At 63.5% G+C, this 23,212-nt stretch carries 19 protein-coding genes and 1 riboswitch; of the genes, 17 read left to right on the forward strand and 2 right to left on the reverse strand.

Going from position 1 to position 23,212, the window contains the following annotated elements; all coding sequences use genetic code 11:
- Positions 1-20: 20 nt before the first annotated feature.
- A complete protein-coding gene (locus A9K68_RS26320; protein WP_065008412.1) occupies positions 21-1,547 on the reverse strand; it encodes a sugar ABC transporter ATP-binding protein in 1,527 nt (508 codons plus the stop codon).
- Positions 1,548-1,683: 136 nt separating this feature from the next.
- Between A9K68_RS26320 and mtnK the strand changes: the two genes are divergently transcribed.
- The 9 genes from mtnK (at position 1,684) to A9K68_RS26365 (ending at position 12,667) form a co-directional block, all read left to right on the forward strand.
- A complete protein-coding gene (gene mtnK, locus A9K68_RS26325) occupies positions 1,684-2,955 on the forward strand; it encodes an S-methyl-5-thioribose kinase (protein ID WP_065008348.1) in 1,272 nt (423 codons plus the stop codon).
- Positions 2,952-4,043, forward strand: a complete 1,092-nt coding sequence (gene mtnA / locus A9K68_RS26330; protein ID WP_065008349.1) for an S-methyl-5-thioribose-1-phosphate isomerase — start codon at positions 2,952-2,954, stop codon at positions 4,041-4,043. Before mtnK ends, mtnA begins: the two co-directional genes overlap by 4 nt.
- Positions 4,044-4,408: 365 nt before the next feature.
- Positions 4,409-5,236 carry a phosphogluconate dehydrogenase C-terminal domain-containing protein gene (locus A9K68_RS26335; protein ID WP_065008350.1) on the forward strand — a complete coding sequence of 276 codons (828 nt, stop codon included), beginning with the start codon at positions 4,409-4,411 and terminating at the stop codon, positions 5,234-5,236.
- A gap of 271 nt (positions 5,237-5,507) precedes the next feature.
- On the forward strand, positions 5,508-6,449 hold the full coding sequence (locus A9K68_RS26340; protein ID WP_065008351.1) for a D-ribose ABC transporter substrate-binding protein: 942 nt from the start codon (positions 5,508-5,510) through the stop codon (positions 6,447-6,449).
- 76 nt (positions 6,450-6,525) lie between these two features.
- A complete protein-coding gene (locus tag A9K68_RS26345; RefSeq protein WP_065008352.1) occupies positions 6,526-7,185 on the forward strand; it encodes a DUF2291 family protein in 660 nt (219 codons plus the stop codon).
- Positions 7,182-8,738 carry a sugar ABC transporter ATP-binding protein gene (locus A9K68_RS26350; RefSeq protein ID WP_065008353.1) on the forward strand — a complete coding sequence of 519 codons (1,557 nt, stop codon included), beginning with the start codon at positions 7,182-7,184 and terminating at the stop codon, positions 8,736-8,738. The genes A9K68_RS26345 and A9K68_RS26350 overlap by 4 nt, the downstream gene beginning before the upstream one ends.
- Entirely contained in the window at positions 8,731-9,795 is a 1,065-nt protein-coding gene (locus A9K68_RS26355; RefSeq protein ID WP_065008354.1) for an ABC transporter permease, read from the forward strand. The genes A9K68_RS26350 and A9K68_RS26355 overlap by 8 nt, the downstream gene beginning before the upstream one ends.
- Positions 9,796-9,797: 2 nt before the next feature.
- On the forward strand, positions 9,798-10,832 hold the full coding sequence (locus A9K68_RS26360) for a Gfo/Idh/MocA family oxidoreductase (protein WP_065008413.1): 1,035 nt from the start codon (positions 9,798-9,800) through the stop codon (positions 10,830-10,832).
- Entirely contained in the window at positions 10,829-12,667 is a 1,839-nt protein-coding gene (locus A9K68_RS26365; RefSeq protein ID WP_065008355.1) for a hypothetical protein, read from the forward strand. The genes A9K68_RS26360 and A9K68_RS26365 overlap by 4 nt, the downstream gene beginning before the upstream one ends.
- 2 nt (positions 12,668-12,669) lie before the next feature.
- Here the strand turns inward: A9K68_RS26365 and A9K68_RS26370 are convergent, their stop codons facing one another.
- Positions 12,670-13,383, reverse strand: coding sequence for a transcriptional regulator NanR (locus tag A9K68_RS26370; protein ID WP_065008356.1), 714 nt, complete (start codon positions 13,381-13,383; stop codon positions 12,670-12,672).
- A 142-nt stretch (positions 13,384-13,525) separates the two neighbouring features.
- Between A9K68_RS26370 and oiaX the strand changes: the two genes are divergently transcribed.
- From oiaX to A9K68_RS26410, 8 genes are all read left to right on the forward strand, one after another.
- The gene (oiaX, locus tag A9K68_RS26375) at positions 13,526-14,776 is read left to right on the forward strand and encodes a 3-oxo-isoapionate-4-phosphate decarboxylase OiaX (protein ID WP_065008357.1); all 1,251 of its coding nucleotides are present in this window, start codon (positions 13,526-13,528) and stop codon (positions 14,774-14,776) included.
- Positions 14,777-14,780: 4 nt separating this feature from the next.
- The gene (locus tag A9K68_RS26380; RefSeq protein WP_065008358.1) at positions 14,781-16,115 is read left to right on the forward strand and encodes a four-carbon acid sugar kinase family protein; all 1,335 of its coding nucleotides are present in this window, start codon (positions 14,781-14,783) and stop codon (positions 16,113-16,115) included.
- Between the two features lie 169 nt (positions 16,116-16,284).
- Entirely contained in the window at positions 16,285-17,166 is an 882-nt protein-coding gene (locus A9K68_RS26385) for an AraC family transcriptional regulator (RefSeq protein ID WP_065008359.1), read from the forward strand.
- Between the two features lie 90 nt (positions 17,167-17,256).
- Positions 17,257-17,916 carry a 2Fe-2S iron-sulfur cluster-binding protein gene (locus tag A9K68_RS26390; RefSeq protein WP_065008360.1) on the forward strand — a complete coding sequence of 220 codons (660 nt, stop codon included), beginning with the start codon at positions 17,257-17,259 and terminating at the stop codon, positions 17,914-17,916.
- 3 nt (positions 17,917-17,919) lie between these two features.
- Positions 17,920-18,906 (forward strand): xanthine dehydrogenase family protein subunit M, encoded by a 987-nt coding sequence (locus tag A9K68_RS26395; protein ID WP_065008361.1) that lies wholly within the window; start codon positions 17,920-17,922, stop codon positions 18,904-18,906.
- A gap of 9 nt (positions 18,907-18,915) precedes the next feature.
- Positions 18,916-21,204 (forward strand): xanthine dehydrogenase family protein molybdopterin-binding subunit, encoded by a 2,289-nt coding sequence (locus A9K68_RS26400; protein WP_065008362.1) that lies wholly within the window; start codon positions 18,916-18,918, stop codon positions 21,202-21,204.
- 124 nt (positions 21,205-21,328) lie between these two features.
- A riboswitch (FMN riboswitch) is annotated at positions 21,329-21,575 on the forward strand.
- Positions 21,576-21,646: 71 nt separating this feature from the next.
- Positions 21,647-22,138: a 6,7-dimethyl-8-ribityllumazine synthase gene (locus A9K68_RS26405; protein WP_065008363.1), complete on the forward strand. Its 492-nt coding sequence runs from the start codon at positions 21,647-21,649 to the stop codon at positions 22,136-22,138.
- A gap of 56 nt (positions 22,139-22,194) precedes the next feature.
- Positions 22,195-23,202, forward strand: coding sequence for a dihydroxyacetone kinase subunit DhaK (locus A9K68_RS26410; protein ID WP_065008414.1), 1,008 nt, complete (start codon positions 22,195-22,197; stop codon positions 23,200-23,202).
- The last annotated feature ends 10 nt before the right edge of the window (positions 23,203-23,212 follow it).

The following is a 23,212-nucleotide window of genomic DNA, read 5'->3' on the forward strand; positions in this document are numbered from 1 at the left end:
GTCCCATTATCTGCCCGCCCTCACGCTGCGCTGTGCAACGGCCTGCCCGCCACTTCGGCCAACAAGCGCTCGAGGTCGATGTCGGCGTTGCGGTGTTCGCCAACGATTGTCTGCTCCGACATCACCAGGATGCGGTCGGCGGTCTCCAGCGCCTCGTCGAGTTCAGTGACGAACAGCAGCGTCGCACGGCCGTTCGCGCTCGCCCGCAGCTTGGCCGCGATGTCGCGCCTGGCCGAAATGTCGACGCCCTGAAACGGCTCGTCGAGAATGAACAGCTTTGCCGCCTGCGAGATCCAGCGGGCGACCATCACCTTCTGCTGGTTGCCGCCGGAAAGGGCTGACATTTCGTCCTTCTCCGAGCGGCAGACGATGCCCAGTTCCCGAATCTGCTGGCGGGCGGTGGCGCGCTCGATGCGGCGCTTGAGAACGCCCATACGCGACATCCGCCTGTGGAACGGCAGGCTGATATTTTCCTGGATGTTGAAGTCGCCGACGATCCCGTTTTCGCTCCGGTCCTTGGCGACGAGAAACACGCCGGCGGCGATCGCCTCGCCTGTCGAACCCGGAGCATAGGGTTTTCCGTCCAACGTCATGGTCCCGGTGAGCGGCTTGCGGACGCCAAACAGCGTCTCGGCGAGCGCGGTCTTGCCGACGCCGACGAGGCCGGTGATGGCAACGACTTCGCCGTCGCCGAGCGTCAGCGAGATCGGCATGGAGCCTTCTGCAATCCGCAACCCGTCGATCGTCAGGATAGGCTTGGCCGAATTCCTGGCGACGATTCGGTCGAGGTGGATCTTGCGGCCGAGCATGGCGTTGACGGCGCCTTCAAAATCGAGCGGCTTGCGGTCGAAAACACCTGAGATCGCGCCGTCTCGCATCGAGACGATCCGGTCGGCAAGCCGCCTGATGTCGGACATGCGGTGCGAGATGTAGAGGATCGCGACGCCCTGCTCGCGTAGCCTGTCGACCAGCGCGAACAGCCGGTCGGCTTCGGCGCTGGACAAGGAGGAGGTCGGCTCATCGAGGATCAGGACCTTCGGCTGATGCGCCATGGCGCGGGCAATCGCCACCATCTGGCGGTCGGCCAGAGACAGATCGCTGATCCGGGCCTTCAGGTCGATGGCCAGCCCCATGCGGTCGGCAACCGCTTTTGCCTCGCGACGCACCCGGCCCGGATTGAACAGGGTCGGCGCGCCGCTGCCGCTCAGCCTGTCGAGCGTCAAATTGGTGGCGACGTCGAGGTCGGCGACGACACCGTCATTGATGTTTTGATGAACGGTGACGACGCCGGCGCGGATCGCCTCGGCCGGCGTTTTTGGCGCGAAATCCTCCGGCGCGAAGTCGTGGCCGGCAAGGCTCATCGTGCCGCCGCCGCGCTCGTAGACGCCGCTGATAATTTTGACGAGGGTGGATTTGCCGGCGCCGTTGGCGCCCATCAGCACGGTCACTTCACCGGCATGCAAATCGAGCGAGACGCCGCCAAGCACCTCGATATGGCCAAAGGACTTCCTCAGGCCGTGCACGCGGAACACGGCATCATTGCCCATTCGTTCCTCCCTGACCATGACGCTAGGGGCTGCTCCGGCAATTGTCAACACGATTGACAATTGCCAGAGAGCTTCCTAGCTTGGACCAACCGCCTTGGCTCCACTATGATGGGAGCACATCGGCGGGAGGGTAAGGATGACTGGGAAATTGCCGTTCGAAGCACTGTCGGTCGAGACATTGGCGGCACGCCTTGGCGCCAACGAGGCGCTGTGTTCGCATATCGGCAAGGACACGGCCCGCTGGAAGGTCCGCGAGGTCGGCGACGGCAATCTGAACCTGGTCTTCATCGTCGAGGGCGCCACGGGTGCTGCCGTCGTCAAGCAGGCCCTGCCCTATGTTCGCCTGGTCGGCGACAGCTGGCCGCTGCCATTGAAGCGCTCCTTCTTCGAGTATCACGCGCTGACGCGGCAGGAAGCGAGAGCGCCCGGTTCGGTGCCGGCGATCTATCATTTCGACGAAGTCCAGGCGCTGATCATCATGGAATATCTGTCGCCGCACATCATCTTGCGGCGGGCGCTGATCGAGGGCCGCCAGTTGCCGAACATCGCCAGGGATATCGGCTTGTTCATGGCCCGCACGTTGTTTCGCGGCTCCGACCTCAGCATGGTGACCAAAGATCGCAAGGCGGATCTGGCGCTGTTCGCCGACAACGTCGAGCTCTGCGATATCACCGAGAATCTGGTGTTCTCCGATCCCTATTTCGACGCCAAGATGAACCGGCATACGAGCCCGCAGCTCGACGGCATCGTCGCAGAATTGCGCGCGGACCGCGATCTCAAGGTCGAGGCGCAGCGGCTGAAGCATCTTTTTGCGGCCAATGCAGAAACGCTGCTGCACGGCGACCTGCATTCCGGCTCGATCATGGTCACCGACTCAGAAACGCGGATGATCGACCCCGAATTCGCCTTCTACGGGCCGATGGCCTTCGATGTCGGCATGCTGCTCGCCAATTTCTGGATGGCGTTCTTTTCGCAGCGCGGTCACGAACAGAAGGAAAAGCGCGACGCCATGCGCGGCTATTTGCTCGATGTGACGGTCGAGACATGGTCGGTATTCCGCACCGAGTTTTCGCATCTGTGGCGAACCGAGCGCACCGGCATGCTCTACCAGAAGAGCCTGTTCGAGGATCAGGGCGACAGGCTTGGCGCCGAACAGGCGCTCGACCACATGCTGCATTCGATTTGGACCGACATGCTGGGCTTTGCCGGCGTCGAGGTGCACCGGCGTATTCTGGGCCTGGCGCACAACGCCGATTTCGAGACCATTGCCGACGAGGATCTGCGCGCCACATGTGAGGCGAAGGCACTGAAATTCGGCCGTCACATCGCCGTCAACCGGCGCCAGATTCACAGCATCGACGAGGTCAACACATTGGCCGCGCTGATCGAACAGGAGAACAGAATTTGAACGTCGGCGACCGTCACTACCGGACCATCTGGCTGAGCGACGACGGCCGTTCGGTGGACATCATCGACCAGCGCTGGCTGCCGCATGATTTCCGCGTGGAAAAAGTCGGCACGGTTGCCGGCATCGCGACGGCGATCCGCGACATGTGGGTACGCGGCGCGCCACTGATCGGCGTCACCGCCGCTTATGGCGTCGCCATGCAGATGGCCGACGATCCATCCGATGCAGCACTCGACGGCATCTGGAAGGTCTTGCACGAAACGCGCCCGACCGCGATCAATCTGCGTTGGGCGCTCGATGAGATGCGAGGTTTCCTGCGGCCGCTTCCATCTGGACAACGCGCCGAGGCTGCTTACCGGCGCGCCGGAGAAATCGCCGACGAGGATGTCGGCCTCAACCGAGCCATCGGCGTTAATGGACTTGAAATCATCAAGGAAATCGCGGTGCGCAAGCGGCCGGGAGAGCCGGTCAACATCCTGACCCATTGCAATGCCGGCTGGCTCGCCACCGTCGACTACGGCACCGCCACGGCGCCGATCTATTTGGCAACGGAAGCGGGCATTCCCGTTCACGTCTATGTCGACGAAACACGCCCGCGCAACCAGGGCGCTCAGCTGACCGCATGGGAGATGGCCGGCCATGGCGTGCCGCATACGCTGATCGTCGACAATGCCGGCGGCCATCTGATGCAGCGCGGCCAGATCGACATGGTCATCGTTGGCACCGACCGCACCACCGCCGACGGCGATGTCTGCAACAAGATCGGCACCTATTTGAAAGCGCTGGCCGCGGCCGACAACGACGTGCCGTTCTACGTCGCGCTGCCGTCGCCAACCATCGACTGGACGGTGGGTGACGGGCTGGCCGAGATCCCGATCGAACAGCGCTCCAGCGACGAGGTCTCGCTGGTCTGGGGCAAGACCGCGAATGGCGAGATTGCGCAGGTCCGCATCTCGCCGGATACGACGCCCGCGGCAAACCCGGCCTTCGACGTGACGCCGGCGCGGCTGGTCACCGGATTGATCACGGAGCGCGGCGTCGCCAGGGCCTCGCGCGAAGGCTTGAAGGCGATGTTTCCCGGACGCTGATGATCCGGCTTCATTGACTTTTTGAAGCGGTATCAGCGGATAACCGAGAGTCCAGCCGTTGATTGCCCCATCCGCAGCAAGGGCGCGGCTTGCGTCTCATCCAGAGTAGCTCGTCTCTGACAGCCGGCATTTTGGTGACGGCCGATTCTGCGTGACATCCTGGTGCTCGCCTCGCCGGCACGCGGACAAAGTTAAAGCGACGCGATCGTCCGTCGATGCGGTGGGCGATGCTAATAACCTACGACACTGACGGAGCGGGCCGCATCCGATTCCTATCCAGTTGCCAAGCCGTGGTAGTGTGATTATACCAGTTGATTAGATGACGATCGGCCGGGCCATCGTTCGAGATCAGGAGTAACGGCTACATGACAACGATAGCGCTGTTTGGTGCCGGCGGCAAAATGGGTTACCGCCTGTCGACCAATTTTCGCGGCTCTCACTACACGATACGGCATGTCGAGGTCAGCGACGTCGGCCGCGAGCGGCTAAAGACGGGGCTGGGCATCAACGCGGTCAGCGCCGACGAAGCCCTCGATGGCGCCGAGGTGGTCATCCTCGCGGTTCCCGACACCCATATCGGCAAGGTGGCGGCCGGCATCGAGGGCAAGCTTGCTGCCGGCACTATGGTCGTCGTGCTGGACGCCGCAGCACCTTTCGCCGGCCATTTGCCCAAGCGGCCGGACCTGACCTATTTCGTCACCCATCCCTGCCATCCGCCGATCTTCAACGACGAGACCGATATGGCGGCCAAGCAGGACTATTTCGGCGGCGTCAAGGCCAAGCAGCATATGGTCAGCGCGCTGATGCAGGGACCGGAGGAAGATTTCGCCAAGGGCGAAGCGATCGCCAAGATCATCTGGGCCCCGGTCATGCGGTCGCATCGCGTCACGGTCGACCAAATGGCGCTGCTCGAACCCGGCCTTTCGGAGACTGTCTGCGCCTCGTTGCTGGTCGTGATGAAGGAAGCGGTCGACGAGGTCGTCGGGCGCGGGGTCGACCAGCAGGCCGCACTCGACTTCCTGCTTGGCCACATGAACGTGCTCGGCGCCGTCATCTTCGGCGAGACCAAGGGCGTGTTCTCCGATGCCTGCAATAAGGCCATCGAGTTCGGCAAGCCGGTCTTGATGCGTGACGACTGGAAGCGGGTCTTCGAGCCGGAAGAGATTGCAGCGAGCATTCAGCGCATCACCTGAGGCAGGTACATATCATCTGAATTAGTGATTGACTCATCATACCAGTTGGCTTAGCTGTTCGTAAGCTCGGGCCAACCCAGGCCTCGCCAGGGAATTCGAGGCTTGGGCGAGCGGAGGAGGCCGGGACTGTGGGGGGCACGACGATCCGTTCAGAGGAAGCCGGCAAACGGTTTTGAAACTGAGGCGATCCGCGATCTCTTGTGCCGCCTGGCGAATTGAGACGCAGACAGTGGCCTAAGTTGATCAGGGCTTTTTCAAACGGGAGGAAATCATGAAACTCACTCGCAGAATAACACTTGTAGCTTTTGCCGGCATGCTGGCGCTTGGCACCGCCGCACCCGCCAATGCGGCGGATCTCATTGCCATCATCACGCCCTCGCACGACAACCCGTTCTTCAAGGCGGAAGCCGTCGGCGCGGAAGCCAAGGCCAAGGAACTCGGTTATGAAACGCTGGTGCTTGTCCATGACGACGACGCCAATAGGCAGTCGGAGCTGATCGATACAGCGATCGGCCGCGGCGCCAAGGCGATCATCCTCGACAATGCCGGCGCCGACGCCACCGTCGCCGCCGTGCAGAAGGCCAAGGACGCGGGCGTTCCGTCCTTCCTGATCGATCGCGAGATCAACGCCACCGGCGTCGCCGTCGCGCAGATCGTCTCCAACAACTATCAGGGCGCCCAGCTCGGCGCGCAGGAATTCGTCAAGCTGATGGGCGAGAAGGGCAATTTCGTCGAGCTGGTCGGCAAGGAATCCGACACCAATGCCGGCATTCGCTCGAAGGGCTATCACGATGTCATCGACGACTATCCGGACCTGAAGATGGTGGCGCAGCAGTCGGCCAACTGGAGCCAGACCGAAGCTTATTCCAAGATGGAATCGATCCTCCAGGCTAACCCGGACATCAAGGGCGTGATCTCCGGCAACGACACGATGGCGATGGGCGCCTATGCCGCCCTTGCCGCCGCCGGCCGCAAGGATGTCATCGTCGTCGGGTTCGACGGATCGAATGACGTGCGCGATTCGATCGCTTCAGGCGGCATCAAGGCCACAGTCCTGCAGCCGGCCTATGCGCAGGCGCAGATGGCAGTCGAGCAGGCCAACGACTTCATCAAGAACAAGAAGTCTCCGGCCGAGGAAAAGCAGCTGATGGACTGCGTCCTGATCAATGGCGACAATGCCGCCAAGCTGGAAACCTTCGCGCTGACCAACTGAGCCGGCGTAACATCAATCGCAAGGGACGAGCTTCCGGCTCGTCCCTTGCTTCCATTTACTGGGTGCCCTGACCGCCATGCCGAACAAGCCGACATGTTCGATCCTCGCCGCCCCGCTCCTTGCCGTGACCGTCGGCGTCAGCCTGATCGGCTGCAAGATCCTGCCGACACCGTCAGCGGAAAACGGCGGCAAACCTCCGGCCTTCAATGCGGACAAGATGGTCGGCGATATCTGGGCTGCCAAGGCGGTGCCCTATCTCCAGCAGAAGGCCGGGCCATTTCCCGAGGTTCACGCCCTGGCGAAAGCCGATCCAGCGGCTGCCGGCGCCAAGTATGGCAATCCGAAGAAACAGGCGAATTCGCCATGGACCTTCTCGGTTCGCCTCGAAGGCAAGATTGTTGCGGCGAATACACAGTCACGCGCGGCAACCATGGATGTCGATGCCGACGGCGACGGCAAGGCGGATGCGCGGGTGCAGATCGGACCCGCAATGCGTGGCACCGCGCTACGCGACAGTCTCGACTTCATCCAGTTCAACGATTTCACCAACCAGATCGACTTCGCCCAGTTCGGCAAGGCGTTCAACACCTACGCCGACAAGACAGTGCTTTCCAAGCTGCCGCGCGAAGCGCTGGAGGGCCGGAGCGTCAGGGTTGTCGGCGCCTATGTCATCGGCAGCGGCCAGGACCTGCCGCTGGTGACCCCGGCGGAGGCAGAGATCGGGCCGAAGCCATGACTGCCGCCACCGATCACGATGTCATCCTGACGCTGGAAGACGTCTCCAAGGTCTATTCGGGCACCGTCGCGGTCAAGCGCGCGAATTTCGAGGTGCGCAAGGGCGCGGTCAACGTGCTGGTCGGCGAAAACGGCGCCGGCAAATCGACGCTGATGAAGATCATCGCCGGCGTCGAACAGCCGACGCTCGGCCGCATAATCCTGGAGGGCGAAGAGGTTTCCTTCTCCTCATCCGGGGACGCGGTCAATCGCGGCATCGGCATGGTGTTTCAGGAGCTGAACCTGTTCGGCAACCTGACGGTCGCAGAAAATATTTTTGCCACCCGCGAGATCACCAACCGGCTCCGCAAGATCGACAGCCGAGAACAGGAGCGCCGCGCGGCGGAATTCCTCGAGCGGCTGGAAGCCGGCATCCGGCCGGACATGCTGGTCGAGGATTTGCGTATCGGCCAGCAGCAGCTGGTCGAGATTGCCAAGGCGGTTTCGCTCGATGCGCGCATCCTGATCATGGACGAACCGACCTCGGCGCTGAGCGCGGCGGAAGTCGAGATCCTGTTCAAGGTGATTGCCGACCTCAAGGCGCGCGGCGTGGCAATCGTCTACATCTCGCACCGGCTCGAGGAACTGATCCGCATCGGCGACTACATCACCGTGCTGCGCGACGGGCGGATCACCGGCCAGGAGAAGATGAAAAACGTCGACACGCAATGGATCGTGCGGCAGATGATCGGCTCGGACGCCAAGGACTTCGCCAAGGCCGACGGCCATGTTCCGGGCGAAGAAATATTCCGCGCCGAGGACATCTGCCTGCCGCGCGTGACCGGCGGGCTTGCGGTCGATCACGTCTCGCTGTCGCTGCGTGCCGGCGAGATTCTCGGCATATACGGCCTGATGGGCGCCGGACGCACCGAATTGTTCGACTGCATCATGGGACGCCATGGCCATGCCACCGGAACGATCTTCATCGCCGGCAAAAAGATCAGAGAGCGCGACACGACACGGCGGATCCGGCGCGGGCTGGCGCTGATCCCCGAGGACCGCCAGCGCGAAGGGCTGGTGTCGATCCTCTCGGTCGCCAGCAACCTGACGCTGGCCAGCCTGTCGCGGTTTGTCCGCATGTTCCATATCCGTGGCGCCAAGGAAAACCAGGCGGTGACGCAGATGGTGCGGGAGCTGGCGATCAAGGTCGCCAATCCGGCGCAAGAGGTCTCGTCGCTGTCGGGCGGCAACCAGCAGAAGGTGGTCATCGGCAAGGCGCTGCTCACCGGACCCAAGGTGCTGCTGATGGATGAACCGAGCCGCGGCATCGATGTCGGCGCCAAGGCCGACGTCTTCCGCACCATGCGCAAACTGTCCCGCGACGGACTGGGCATACTTTTCGCCACCTCGGATCTCGACGAGGTGATGGCGCTGTCCGACCGGGTCGCGGTGATGAGCAATGGAAAACTGACCGGCATGTTCGATCGCGCCGAGGCGACGGAGGCGGCACTTGTCGCCGCATCGGCGCTTGGCCACGGACCGGTCCCGCACACGGAGAGCCACGCCCATGACTGACATCCCGGCCAAGGCTTCAGTTGCCTCCGCCTCGAGCGGCTCCGTCCTGCTGACGCTGATGAAGGCGAGGACGTTCATTGCGTTGATCGCCGTCCTGATCTTCTTCTCGATCGCAGCGCCGAATTTCCTGTCGGCCGCCAATCTGATCCTGATGTCGAAGCACGTGGCGCTGAATGCGTTCCTCGCCATGGGCATGACTTTCGTCATCATCACCGGAGGCATCGACCTCTCGGTCGGCTCGATCGTCGGCCTGTGCGGCATGGTCGCCGGCTATCTCGTGCTCAACGGCATCGACCTGCAGGTCGGCTATACGATCTATTTCAACGTCTTCGAAATCGCACTGATCACGCTGGCGGTCGGCATATTGATCGGCGCCGTCAACGGATTGCTGATCACCAGGCTGAATGTCGCGCCGTTCATCGCCACGCTCGGCGTGCTCTATGTCGCACGCGGCCTGGCGCTGCTGTCGTCCGATGGCCGCACCTTCCCGAACCTTGTCGGCAAGCCCGATCTGGGTACGACTGGGTTCGGCTTCCTCGGCGCCGGCCGGCTGCTCGGCCTGCCGGTTTCGATATGGATACTTGTCGTCGTAGCACTTGGGGCGGCCTATCTCGCCAAATACACCCCGCTCGGCCGCCACATCTTCGCCGTCGGCGGCAACGAACGGGCGGCGCGGATTTCGGGCGTCAGGGTCAACATGGTGAAGATGTTCGTCTACATGTTCTCTGGCTTCTGCGCGGCGGTCGTTGGCCTGATCATCTCGTCCGAGCTGATGGCCTCGCATCCGGCGACCGGCGAGACCTTCGAGCTCAACGCCATCGCAGCGGCGGTGCTCGGCGGCACCTCGATGTCGGGCGGCCGCGGCACGATCGGCGGCACCATCGTCGGCGCCTTCGTCCTCGGCATTCTCTCGGACGGGCTGGTGATGATGGGCGTAAGCTCGTTCTGGCAGATGGTGATCAAGGGCCTCGTCATCATCGTCGCCGTCGTCGTCGACCAGGCGCAGCGCCGGCTGCAGAGCCGCGTGACGCTGATGCAGATGGCAAAGGCAGGCTGATGGTGGCGGAACTGCGTGGAGCGCTGATCGGCTGCGGCTTCTTTGCCGTCAACCAGATGCACGCCTGGCGCGACATCGCCAATATCTCGATCGTCGCCGTCTGCGACCGTGACCCGGAACGGCTCACGGTTGTCGGCGACCAGTTCGGTATCGCGCGACGCTACACCGACGCGGCAGCACTTTTCGCCGGCGAAAGCCTGGATTTCGTCGATATCGCCACCACCGCGCCTAGCCATCGTTCGCTCGTCGAGATGGCAGCACGGCACGGCGTTCCGGCGATCTGCCAAAAACCTTTCGCGCCGTCGCTTGCCGACGCCAAGGCCATGGCGAAGGCCTGCTCTGACGCCGGCGTGCCGCTGATGGTGCATGAGAATTTTCGCTGGCAGTCGCCGATCCAGGCGGTGCGCGCCGTGCTCGACAGCGGTGACATCGGCACCCCGTTCTTCGGGCGGATCTCGTTCCGCTCGGCCTATGACGTGTTTTCCGGCCAGCCCTATCTGGCGACGGGAAAGCGCTTCATCATCGAGGACCTCGGCATCCACAGTCTCGACATTGCCCGCTTTCTGCTGGGCGACGTTTCGACGATCACGACACGAACCGCTCGCATTAATCCTGAGATCGCCGGCGAGGACGTCGCTACAATGCTAATGGACCACGAGAGCGGCGCAACGTCTGTGGTCGATTGCAGCTATGCGACCAAGCTCGCCACCGAGCCGTTTCCGCAGACGCTGGTCGAGATCGACGGCAACGGCGGCACCATCCGGCTCGAGCAGGATTACCGGCTCACCGTCACCGGCAGGAACGGAACCGCGGTCAGCGACGTCTCGCCACCGCTGCTGCCATGGGCATCGCGACCATGGCAAAACATCCAGGAAAGCGTCGTCGCCATCCAAAAGCACTGGGTCGATTGCCTGGCGAACGGGACCGAGCCGGCAACCTCGGGTGCGGACAATCTCAGGACATTGGCCCTGGTCGAGGCCGCCTATGCGGGCGCTGCGAGCCGTGAGCCGGTGCAGCTCGACACTTTGCTGAAATGACCGCCGACGCCTTCCTCCTCTATGGCACGCGCGCGGTCGAGGCCGAGCCGGTCAGGCTGCGCGCCGGTGCACTCAGCGCCGACTTCGTCAACGGCAATCTGCGCACCATCCGCCACGGCGGCACGGAAGTGCTGCGCACCATCGCTTATGTCATCAGGGACCGCCACTGGGGCACTTACGAGCCGGCGCTCACAGATCTAGTCATCGCCCAGGGTGCCGACACTTTCTCCGTCAGCTATTCGGCAAGTTGCGTCGGACCAAAGGGAAGCCGGCTCGGCTTTCGCGCGACGATCGAAGGTTCCGCCGACGGCCAGCTGGTTTTCGACGTGAGCGCGCGTCCCGAAGACGATTTCGAGACCAATCGCTGCGGCTTCTGCATCCTGCATCCGATCGCCGGCCTGGCCGGCAGCCCGATCACCGTCGAGCACACCGACGGCAGCGTGGTGGAAACGAAGCTTCCGCAGCTGATAGACCCCTGGCAGCCTTTCAAGGATTTGCGGGCGATCGCTCATGAGGTCCGGCCCGGCGTCACCGCCGAATGCCGGATGGAAGGCGACGTGTTCGAGATGGAGGACCAGCGCAACTGGTCGGACGCGTCCTACAAGACCTATGTCCGGCCGCTCGCGCTGCCATGGCCCTATGTGCTGCCTGCCGACGAGACTCTGCGCCAGACAATCAGCTTGCGCATCTCAGGCGACGTGAAGGCGCCGGCTGCCGCAACAGCCGCCGAACACGTCCGCGTCGAGCTCGGCGAAGCCGGACCGGCACTACCGGATATCGGCGTGATCATCTACCCGGATGAGGTCGAGGCGGCGCTGGCAAAGCTTCTGACGCTGTCCGCGCTTGGTCCGCAACAGCTGACGTTTCACTACGACCCGACGTGTGGCCACGGCCTCGAAGCCTTGCAGTCCTATGCCCGGCTCGCCGCAGCCTGCCCGGTCGAGACGACGCTTGAATGCGTCGTTTCCTGCGTTGGCGATCTCGACGCTGAGCTTTCAGGCGTCGCCGATGCGGTGCGACAGGCCGGGCTGAAGCTCTCGGCCATCGCCGTTTCGCCTTCGGTCGACCGGCAGTCGACGCCGCCGGGCAGCGCATGGCCTGAATGTCCGCCGCTCGAGGACGTCTATGCCGCCGCGCGGCGCGCCTTTCCCGATATCCGCCTCGGCGGCGGCATGTTCAGCTATTTCACTGAGTTGAACCGCAAGCGCGTTCCCGCCGACTTGCTCGATTTCGTCACCCACTGCACATGCCCGATCGTGCACGCCGCCGACGATCTCAGCGTCATGCAATCGCTGGAGGCGCTGCCTTTCATCACTGCATCGGTGCGGGCGATCTTCGGGCCAAAACACTACCGGATCGGCCCGTCGACCATCGCCATGCGGCAGAACCCCTATGGCGGTGCGACCAAAGCCAATCCGCACCGTCAGCGCATCGCCATGGCCGACCGGGATCCTCGCCATGCCGGCATGTTCGCGGCAGCATGGACGATCGGCTATGCCGCGCGCGTCGCCCCGGCCGGGCTGGAGATGCTCACGCTGTCCAGCTTCACCGGACCGTTCGGCGTGCTGGCGGCATCCGGGGAACCCGTCGGCGAAGGTGAACCCCGGCCGATTTTCGAAGCTATCAAGGGTCTTTGCGAACTGGCCGGCTTCAGGCACATAGCGGCGAGGACTAGCGATGAGACGCGGGTGCTCACGCTGGCCGGCCGTTCTCCCGCGGGCCAGACCGTCATGTGGCTGGCGAATCTGACGGCGAGCGAAGTGACGGTTGATATTTCCGGGTTCGAACGACGCCACCTTGTGATGCCGCCTTACGCGATCACCCGGATCGGGTGAAATCAGGTGCCGGAATTCATCACGTAGAGCGCGCGCGAGCGCTCGAGGTGCTTGATCATCGCCTTCTCGGCTGCGTCCGCATCCTTCTGCTCGATGCGCCCGATGATCTCTTCGTGCTCGGTCAGCGTGAAGTTTTCCTTGCCGGTCCAGATCAGCATCTCGGTGTGATATTCCTTCAGCCAGCCAAGCATCGCTTCGCTGACCGCGACATAAATCGGGTTGCCGGATATTGCCGCGATCTGGGTATGAAACTTCATGTCCGCGGATATGAAGGCCTCGGAATCGCCGCGAAAGCTCCGCTGTTCGGCAACGGTGGCCCGCAGCCGCTGAACGTCCTCTGCTGTGGCCTTTTCGGCGGCCTCCCTGACCATGCCGCGCTCGAAGAAGATGCGCGCGCTCTTGAGGTGCTCCAGCGTGTCCTTCGACGACGACAGGATGATCTTGGCCGCGCCGTCGACCTGTTTGATGATCGACTTGGCGGTCAGCTGAAGCACTTTCGCCCGCTCGCCGTGCGAGATCGCAACAAGACCCATATTGCTCAACGCCTGCATCGCTTCGCGGATCGCAGGCCTGCCGACTTCGAAGCGCTCCATCAGTTCGCGCTCCGACGGCATGTCGTCGCCTGGCTGCAATTCGCCGCTGGTGATCAGGCGCTTTAGCCTCAAAAATACTTCGTCAGAAAGCTTGCGCCGGACGATCGGCTCCGAACGGTTCATCGTCGCGAATCACTCCTTACCGGCGTCTATTTAGCATTGTCGCCACGATTGCCGGAATGCCTGCGCGAGAGCAGGATATCGCTTGCAATACTCATGTACTCATTATACCAGATTTCAAAGATCGGGGAACTTTTTTCGAGCTATGATCATCCTCACCTATCGCATCGAGACCTCGGCGAGCATCGAGGCGCTGGCGAGCAAGATCGCCAGCGACCAGTCGACCGGAACCTTCGTTGCGCTGGCCGGCGAGACCGAAGAGCTCAAGGCGCGGGTGGCGGCACGCGTCCTGGTGATACGGTCTTTGCCGGACGCCGATCGTCCATCGCTTCCCGAAGCCGGCGACGGTCCCTTCAAGCGCGCGGATGTCGACATCGCGTTTCCGCTGGATGCCATCGGTACCGATCTTTCGGCGCTGATGACCATCGCCATCGGTGGCGCCTTTTCGATCAAGGGCCTGTCCGGCATCCGCGTCGTCGACATGAAGCTGCCGGATGAGTATCGCAGCGCCCATCCCGGTCCGCAATTCGGCGTCACCGGCAGCCGCCGACTGACCGGCGTGGAGAACCGCCCGATCATCGGGACGATCGTCAAGCCGGCGCTCGGGCTTCGACCGCGCGAAACGGCGGAGATGGTGGGTGAGCTGATCGCCGCCGGCGTCGATTTCATCAAGGACGACGAGAAGCTGATGAGCCCGGCCTATTCGCCCCTGTCGGAACGGGTGAAGGCGATCATGCCGCTCGTCCTCGACCATGAGCAGAAGACCGGTAAAAAGGTCATGTATGCCTTCGGCATCTCGCATGCCGATCCTGACGAGATGATGCGCAACCACGATCTGGTGGCGAAGGCCGGCGGCAATTGCGCTGTGGTCAACATCAACTCCGTCGGCTTCGGCGGCATGGCTTTCCTCAGAAAGCGCTCCAGCCTGGTGATCCACGCCCACCGCAACGGCTGGGACATTCTCACCCGTCACCCCGGGCTTGGCATGGATTTCAAGGTCTGGCAGCAGTTCTGGCGGCTGCTCGGCGTCGATCAATTCCAGATCAATGGCATCGCCTCGAAATATTGGGAGCCGGACTGGTCATTCGTCGAATCCTTCAAGGCGGTGACTACGCCGATCTTTTCGCCTGATGATTGCGCGTTGCCGGTCGCCGGCTCCGGCCAGTGGGGCGGACAGGCCCCCGAAACCTACCGGCGAACCGGCCGAACGGTCGATCTTCTCTATCTCTGCGGCGGCGGCATCGTCAGCCATCCGGACGGGCCGGGTGCCGGCGTGCGCGCGGTGCAGCAAGCCTGGCAGGCGGCGGTCGATGGTATCCCGCTGGCGGAGTTCGCCCTGACCCATCCCGAATTGGCGCGGTCGATCGAGAAATTCGGCGACGGCAAAGCAGCCTGACCCCATGCAAAATCTGCTTCTCAGCTACTATGGCGATGATCTCACCGGCTCGACCGACGTCATGGAGGCGCTCGAGCTCGGCGGCGTGCCGACCGTGCTGTTCATGCGCCAGCCCGACGAGGCCCTGCTTTCGCGGTTCCAGCATTGCCGTGCCATCGGCCTGGCCGGCACCAGCCGAAGCGAGACGCCGCAATGGATGGACACGCATCTGCGGGGCGCCTTCGCCTGGCTGAAGACCCTGAACGCCGAGATCTGCCATTACAAGGTCTGCTCGACTTTCGATTCCAGCCCGGCGATCGGCAGCATCGGCCGGGCGATCGAGATTGGCCGCTCGGTGTTCAGCCAAGACAGCGTGCCGCTGGTGGTCGGCGCGCCGCAGCTCAAGCGCTACACCGCCTTCGGCCATCTGTTCGCGGCCTACCGCGACAAATATTTCCGTATCGATCGCCATCCCGTGATGAGCCGCCATCCGACCACGCCGATGGATGAATCCGATTTGCTGATCCATCTGTCGCGCCAGACAGACCTCACCTCGGGGCTGGTCGACCTCGCGACGCTGCAGTCAGCGTTCCGATCGGAAGTGTTCGATCGGCTGACCGAAAATGGCAGCGATATCGTGCTTTTGGACGTCGACAGCCGCGAGACTCAGGCGCTTGCCGGCAAGGAGATATGGCGCGTTCGCACGCCGGGCGGCTATTTCGTCGTCGGCTCCTCCGGGATCGAATATGCGCTGCTGGCCGAATGGGCGTCGAACCATACCGTCAGTGCCGAGTCCAGCTTTTCGCCGCCGGGCGCGGCCGACCGGATCGCGGTGGTCTCGGGCAGTTGTTCGCCGACAACGGAACGACAGATCCGGCATGCTTTGACGGAAGGTTTCGACGGGATCGAGGTGGACCCTGTCGAACTGGTCTCAGAGGATTCCGACAAGGCGATCGCTCGTGCGGCAGCAAGCGGTCGCGCCAGTCTGGAGGCCGGGCGCAGCGTCGTCCTCTACACGGCGCTTGGACCAGCAGCCGACCGCGGCGCCGAAATCGACCGGCAGGAAGGCGCCCGCCACAAGCTTGGCCGCGGCCTCGGCGAACTTCTTCGCGAGCTGACGATCGAACAAAAGTTGCAGCGCGTGGTCATCGCCGGCGGCGACACGTCGAGCCATGCACTCGGCCAGATGGGCGTCGATGCGCTGACGGTGCGGATGCCGCTGCCCGCCTCACCAGGTTCGCCGCTCTGCGTCGCCCACTCGCGCGTCAAGACGATCGATGGGCTGGAAGTTGCGCTCAAGGGCGGACAGGTCGGAACCGATCGCTATTTCTGCGCCATTCGCGATGGGCTCGGTGATTGACAGGAGGCGCGCTGGATTTTCCTGATCTCACGACTTCTTGAACACGGCGCGGTTACCAACGCACGATGCCTGTCCCACATAAGCCGCCGTATGCGTAGCGGCGGGGCGGCGCACAGCGCTCAAGCCGGAGCTGACCACGGCTCCGCGAGTGAACCAGCGGGATGCCGCGATGTCATTCAGACCGTTGCTTGGTAACGGACGGGTTCGGAGCCAGGAAGAGAAATCGGAGCCCCTGCAGACCGCGTCGTGGGGCAGCTCCTCGATTGTATTCGACAATCGGCGGTGGGCGTGCCGGGAGGCGGAACTCCGATGGACAGCCCCTCATCATCTGATCGTGCTGACCGAAGAAGGCGGAACGTCCCATACATCCATCCGGCACGAGGCAAGATCCCTCTACGACGGAATGGATCGTCCCGGAGCCCTCACCTTCGTCCCCGCAGGCGCGGAGCGGCTCGGCTTCTATCGCGATGTAAACCTTTCCTATTCAGCCTTATGGATCGATCCCGATATCGGGCTTCCCGGATGCGAACGCCTGAGAGATTTGCCGATCCTGGTGAACAAGGAAGACGCGGTGATCACCACGCTGCTGAGTTCGCTTCGCGACGAGATGGCACTCGGCCACAAGCCGGACACTGCCTATGTCGAGCATCTGGTCGCCCTGGTCAGCCTCCGCGTGGCCATTCTGAACCGGGATCAACATCCTTCTCTGCGTCACGGCTGCCTCAGCCGTCGGGCGCTTGGTCGAGTTCGAGCTTACATCGATGCACATATGCATTCCGACGTTTCGCTAAGCGAGCTGGCAGCCGCGGGCATGGCCGTCGACAGTTTTGCGCGTCGTTTCAAAGCGACGACCGGCCTTGCACCCTATGCCTATGTGATCGAGGAACGCGTGCGGCGTGCGGAGATGCTGCTGCGCGAAACGGGTTTGTCGATCGGTAGCATTGCCTTTCGGCTCGGCTTTTCAAGCCAAAGCCACTTCACCACGACGTTCCGGCGTCTCAGGGGGATGACGCCTCGGGCCTATCGGGTGAATTCTTCTCCGGAATCCTGACATTGCCGCCGGTTTCTTGAAAGAAAGCCGCCGGCCGCACCCCCACCTCCAGTGTCGATGAGTGACAGAACTGCGACTGGGAGATCATGCATGGCCAGAACAGACAACAGGAGCGGGCCGACTCGTCGGATGGTGCTGGAGGGCGGGGTGGCGACCGGCGTGCTCCTGGCTACCGGTATACCGGTTGACGCCGAGCCGGCCGACAGCGTCACGGCGGCCGCCTCGCCCACGCCGGTACCGACGATGCCGATGTCCCTGCGGATCAACGCGAAGGATCTTGCCGTCGAACTCGACCCGCGGACGACGCTGCTCGACGCCCTGCGCAACCACCTCGGTCTCACCGGCTCGAAGAAAGGCTGCGACCACGGCCAGTGCGGCGCATGCACGGTGCTGGTCGAGGGGCGCCGGATCAATTCCTGCCTCACGCTTGCCGCAATGCATGAAGGCGACGAGATCACCACGGTCGAGGGCCTTGCCGAGGGTGACCGGCTGCATCCGGTGCAGGCCGCCTTCGTCGCCCGCGATGGTTTCCAGTGCGGCTATTGCACGCCGGGCCAGATCTGCTCCGCGGTCGGTATGCTGGGCGAGGCCAGGGCCGGCTGGCCGAGCCACGCGAGCGCGGACGTGGCGGCGGCTTCTGTCGCTCTCAGCGATGCCGAGATCCGCGAGCGGATGAGCGGCAACATCTGCCGTTGTGCCGCTTATCCGAACATCGTCGCTGCAATCCGCGACGCGGCAGAGGAGGCGTGAGCAATGCAGTCCTTCACTTATGAACGTGCGGCAAATGCCGAGCAGGCAGCCGCCGCGGTTGCGGCCCGGCCGGGCGCCAAGTTCATCAGCGGCGGCACCAATCTGCTCGACCTGATGAAGCTCGAGATCGAGCGCCCAGCGCATCTCGTCGACATCAGCCGGCTGCCGTTCGATCGAATCGAGGAGACGGCGGAAGGCGGGCTTCGGGTCGGCGCCCAGGTCCGCAACAGCGATCTCGCCGCCGATCCGCGGGTGAGGTCACGCTACCCGATGCTCACGCAAGCGCTGCTGGCGGGAGCGTCCGGCCAGATACGCAACAAGGCCTCGACCAGCGGCAATCTCCTGCAGCGCACACGCTGCCCCTACTTCTACGATCGCAACATGCCTTGCAACAAGCGCGAGCCGGGTTCGGGCTGCGCGGCGCTTCAGGGCTTCAATCGCATGCACGCCGTACTTGGCGCGAGCGAAGCCTGCATCGCGGTGCATCCCTCCGACATGGCGGTCGCCATGTCCGGGCTCGACGCCAGGATCGAGACCATATCGCCCGGCGGCGAGACCCGCACGATCCCGATCGGCGATTTCCACCGATTGCCAGAGGCGATGCCCCATGTGGAAACCGTGCTCGGCCACGGCGAAATGATCGCCGCGGTTACCCTGCCGCCGCCGCCACCCGGCCGGCAGGTTTACCGCAAGGTGCGCGACCGTGCCTCCTACGCCTTCGCGCTGGTGTCGGTGGCAATAATCGTCGAGAAAAGCGGCGACCGTGTCCTAAGCGCTCGGATCGCCATGGGCGGCGTGGCAGCGAAGCCCTGGCGCGCAACGGAGGCGGAGCGCATGCTCGCAGGAGCGGCGGCGTCCGACGGCGCCTTTACCGATGCGGCCGAAGCCGCGCTCGCCGGAGCCGTCGGATATGGCGGCAATGATTTCAAGATCCCGCTGGCGAAACGGACGATGCGGCACACGCTCGCGGCCGCCGCCGAGAGTACATGAGGTGACACCATGACAGAGACGAAGACCAGCGAGATCCGTCCTTCCGAATCACGCAATGGCGTTATCGGGCGCCCAGTCGATCGCATCGACGGTCCGCTCAAAGTGACAGGTAATGCCACCTACGCCTACGAGAATGCGCTGGATGGCACAGCCTATGGCTATATTCTCGGCGCCGCCGTCGCCAAGGGGCGCATCGCCGAGATCGACACGGCCGAAGCCGAACGGGCGCCGGCAGTGCTGCTTGTCATGACGCACCGCAATGCGCCGGCCCAGCCGGATTTCGGCCCGGCGGTCACGCCGACCGTACCGGAGGTCTTCACGCGCGCCCGCCCCGCGCTCAACAGCGACCGGGTGCGCTACTACGACGAGCCGGTCGCGCTGGTCGTTGCGGAGACGTTCGAGGCGGCACGCGCTGCGGCGGGCCTCATCAAAGTGCGCTACGACGAGGAGCCGGGCCTCTACGATTTGCCGGGGCGTGTGGCCGACGCCTATGCACCGAAGCGGACCAACGCCGGCTTCGAGACCGACAGTGCGGTCGGCGACTTCGAGAGCGCCTTTGCGGCGGCTCCGGTCAAGATCGATGCTACTTACCGGACCCCCTTCGAACATCACAATCCGATGGAGCCCCATGCGACGCTCGCCGCCTGGTCAGGCAACGAGCTGACGATCCATACATCGGCGCAAACCCTGGCGAACTTCCGGGCTGGGATCGCCAGCACGCTTCGCATCCCGCCCCAGCGTGTGCGTATCGTGAGCCCCTTCGTTGGCGGAGGCTTCGGCTCCAAGCTGATTGCCCATTCCGATACAATCCTGGCCGCGCTTGCAGCGCAGGTCCTGCAGCGTCCCGTTAAGATCGCGCTGACGCGACAGCAGATGTTCGCCAATGCCGGTCACCGCGCAGAGATGATCCAACAGGTACGTCTCGGCGCAGACACCGATGGGCGGCTCTCCGGGGTCGCGCACGATGTCTGGTCCGCAACGTCCGGCTTCGAGGAGTTCTGCGAGCAAACGGCAGTTTTTGCCCGCTCGCTCTACGCGGCGCCGAACCGTATCACCCGCCATCGCCTGGTTCCGCTGGATATCAACCGCGGCGAATGGATGCGCTCGCCCGGCGAAGCGCCCGGCATGCTTGCTTTCGAATGCGCCATGGATGAGCTTGCCGAGCGGCTCGGCCTGGACCCGATCGAACTCAGGATCCGCAACGAACCGGAACAGGATCCCGAGCGCGGCGTGCCGTTCTCGACCCGCAATCTCGTCGCCTGCATGGAGGACGGCGCCCGCCGTTTCGGTTGGGAGCGGAGAAACCCGACACCCGGCCGCACCCGAGAGGGCCGGAAGCTCATCGGCTACGGCATGGCGGCGGCGATCCGTCCGAACTACATCGGCGCGGCGACGGCGCGGGTTGCACTCGACCGGGACGGTCGGGTGACGGCGCGGCTCGACATGACCGATATTGGGACCGGCACTTATACGATCCTGACTCAGATCGCTGCGGAAAATCTCGGCGTGCCGATCTCGTCCGTCAAAGTGGAGCTCGGCGACAGCCGCTTCCCGCGTACCGCCGGCTCCGGCGGTTCCTGGGGCGCGGCAAGCGCGGGTTCGGCGCTGCATAACGCCTGCAACGCCCTCAAGCAACGGATCGTGGAGGCGGCGCGGTCGAGCGAAGCCTCGCCACTGCACGGCGCGAACGCCACCGAGGCAAGCTTTGCCGACAGCGAAGTCAGGTTCGGCCAGCGGTCGGCAGGCCTGGCCGACCTCATCCGGAGGATCGCTCCCGACGGGCTCGAGGCCGAAGGCTCCGTAGCCGCAGGCGCCGCCACCCAGTCATACAAGGCTTACTCGCAGCATTCCTATGGAGCACATTTCGCCGAGGTCGCAGTCGATTGCGATACCGGTGAGATCCGCATGCGCCGGATGCTGGCTGTGATGGGCGCGGGCCGTATACTCAACGCCAAGACCGCGCGCTCGCAAATCATCGGCGGCATGACCTGGGGGATCGGTGCGGCGCTGATGGAGCAGACGGTGCTCGACCGGCGCTACGGCCACTTCGTCAATCACGACCTTGCCGAGTATCACGTCCCGATCAACGGCGACGTTCCCGACATGGAGGTCGTCTTCCTCGAGGAACATGACGATAAGGCCAATCCACTCGGCGCGAAGGGTCTCGGCGAGCTCGGCGTCTGCGGTGCGGGGGCCGCTATCGCCAATGCCATTTACAACGCGACCGGCGTGCGAGTGCGTGAATTTCCCATCACCTTGGACAAGGTGCTGCCGGCCTTGCCCGTGATCGCCCTTTGACGCTGAAAGTTATCAGCTCCCCTGCCCTCAGGGTGATCAGGTCGGAACGGATCGCTATTCCTGCGCTATCCGCAACGACGTCGGCGGTTGACAGCGCTCTTCGGCCCTTCCATACAAACGCGGTCAATGTTCTCAGGGCGGGGTGAAAGTCCCCACCGGCGGTAAAGGTTTTGGCCCAAGCCCGCGAGCGCTTTCCAGTCACCGCATCGGCCGAAAATCAGAACTGATTTTCGGAAAGCACGATGCGGAGATTCAAAATGCTAGAGCGTCCTTTGCGCGTCCAAAAGGACGCGCGGCGCTCTAGTGGAGGGTCAGCAGATCCGGTGTGATTCCGGAGCCGACGGTCACAGTCCGGATGGTAGAGGACGAAATGGAAGACGGTCCGCTTTTGCGGCTCGGATTCCGTGTCGTGCGTCCTGATTCTGGATCGAAGGATGGACCCATGAATCAGCATTCCCAGAAAGATTATCAAACGATCCGCGTCGCCGTCATTCGCGCGCGCTGGCACGCCGATATCGTCGACCAGTGCGTTGTAGCGTTCGAGGCGGAACTGGCGGTTCTCGGAGAGAAACGCTTTGCCGTCGATGTCTTCGATGTGCCGGGCGCCTATGAGATTCCCTTGCATGCAAAGACCTTGGCCCAGACCGGCCGCTATGCAGCGATCCTCGGCGCGGCGTTTGTCGTCAATGGCGGGATCTATCGGCATGACTTCGTGGCGAGCGCTGTCATCGACGGCATGATGAACGTGCAACTGTGCACCGGCGTGCCGGTGCTTTCGGCGGTGCTCACCCCGCACAACTACCATGACGGCGCGGAACATCACCGCTTCTTCTTCGAGCACTTCAAGCTCAAGGGCAAAGAGGCAGCCAATGCCTGCATGCAGATCCTGGCCGCGCGGGAACGTATCGCCGCTGAAATGTCCGTCGCCGGGTAGAAATCCCGGTAACACGCTGTACTATCTGAGAAAATACGAAACTCGGGAGGATGCGGGTGCAGACCAAGAAGATCGTCAACGACGGCAACCGCACTGTCGATGAGATGCTGGAAGGCATCCTGGCTGCGCATCCCCGCCATCTCAAAAGCGCGGCGGGCAGCCCACGCTCGATTATCGCCCGCGATGGACCTCGCCAGGGCAAGGTCGGCCTCGTCATCGGCGGTGGCTCCGGCCACGAGCCGACATTCCTCGGCTTCGTCGGCAAGGGGCTGGCCGACGCGGCCGCGATCGGCAATGTCTTCGCCTCGCCGCCGCCCGACCCGATCCTCGAATGCGCCAAGGCGGCCAGCGGCGGCGCCGGCGTGCTGTTCATGTATGGCAATTATGCCGGCGACGTGATGAATTTCGACATGGCCGCCGAGATGGCGGCGATGGATGACATTGAGGCGCGCACCGTGCTGACCACTGACGATGTGGCATCGGCGCCGCGAGACCAGAGACACAGAAGGCGTGGTGTCGCCGGCAATTTCTTCATCTTCAAAGCCGCTGGTGCAGCCTGTGACCGGATGCTGTCATTCGATGAATGCGAGCGCATCGCCAGGAAGGCCAACGATCACACCTTCACCATGGGCGTGGCACTGTCGCCCTGTTCGCTGCCGCAGACCCGCCGGCCGAATTTCGAGATCGGACCGGACGAGATGGAGATCGGCATGGGCATTCATGGCGAGCCGGGCACCGCGCGTGGAAAACTGAAAACGGCCGACGAGATCACTGACGAGATGCTGGACAAGATCCTCGACGAGATGGCGCCGGCGCATGGCGACAAGGTCGCCGTGCTCGTCAATTCGCTCGGCTCGACGCCGCTGATGGAGCTTTACATCATGAACCGGCGCGTGAAGCGTCGGCTGGATGACATCGGCGTGTCAATTCACGCGACATGGGTCGGCAACTACTGCACCTCGCTCGAAATGGCCGGCGCCTCGGTGACGCTGATGCATCTCGACGCCGAATTGCAGACGATGCTCGACCATCCTTGCGACTGCGCCATGTTTCGCGCCGGCTGAAAGTAGCATC

It is taken from the genome of Mesorhizobium sp. AA22, assembly GCF_001672375.2.
Classification (GTDB): Bacteria; Pseudomonadota; Alphaproteobacteria; order Rhizobiales; family Rhizobiaceae; genus Mesorhizobium; species Mesorhizobium wenxiniae.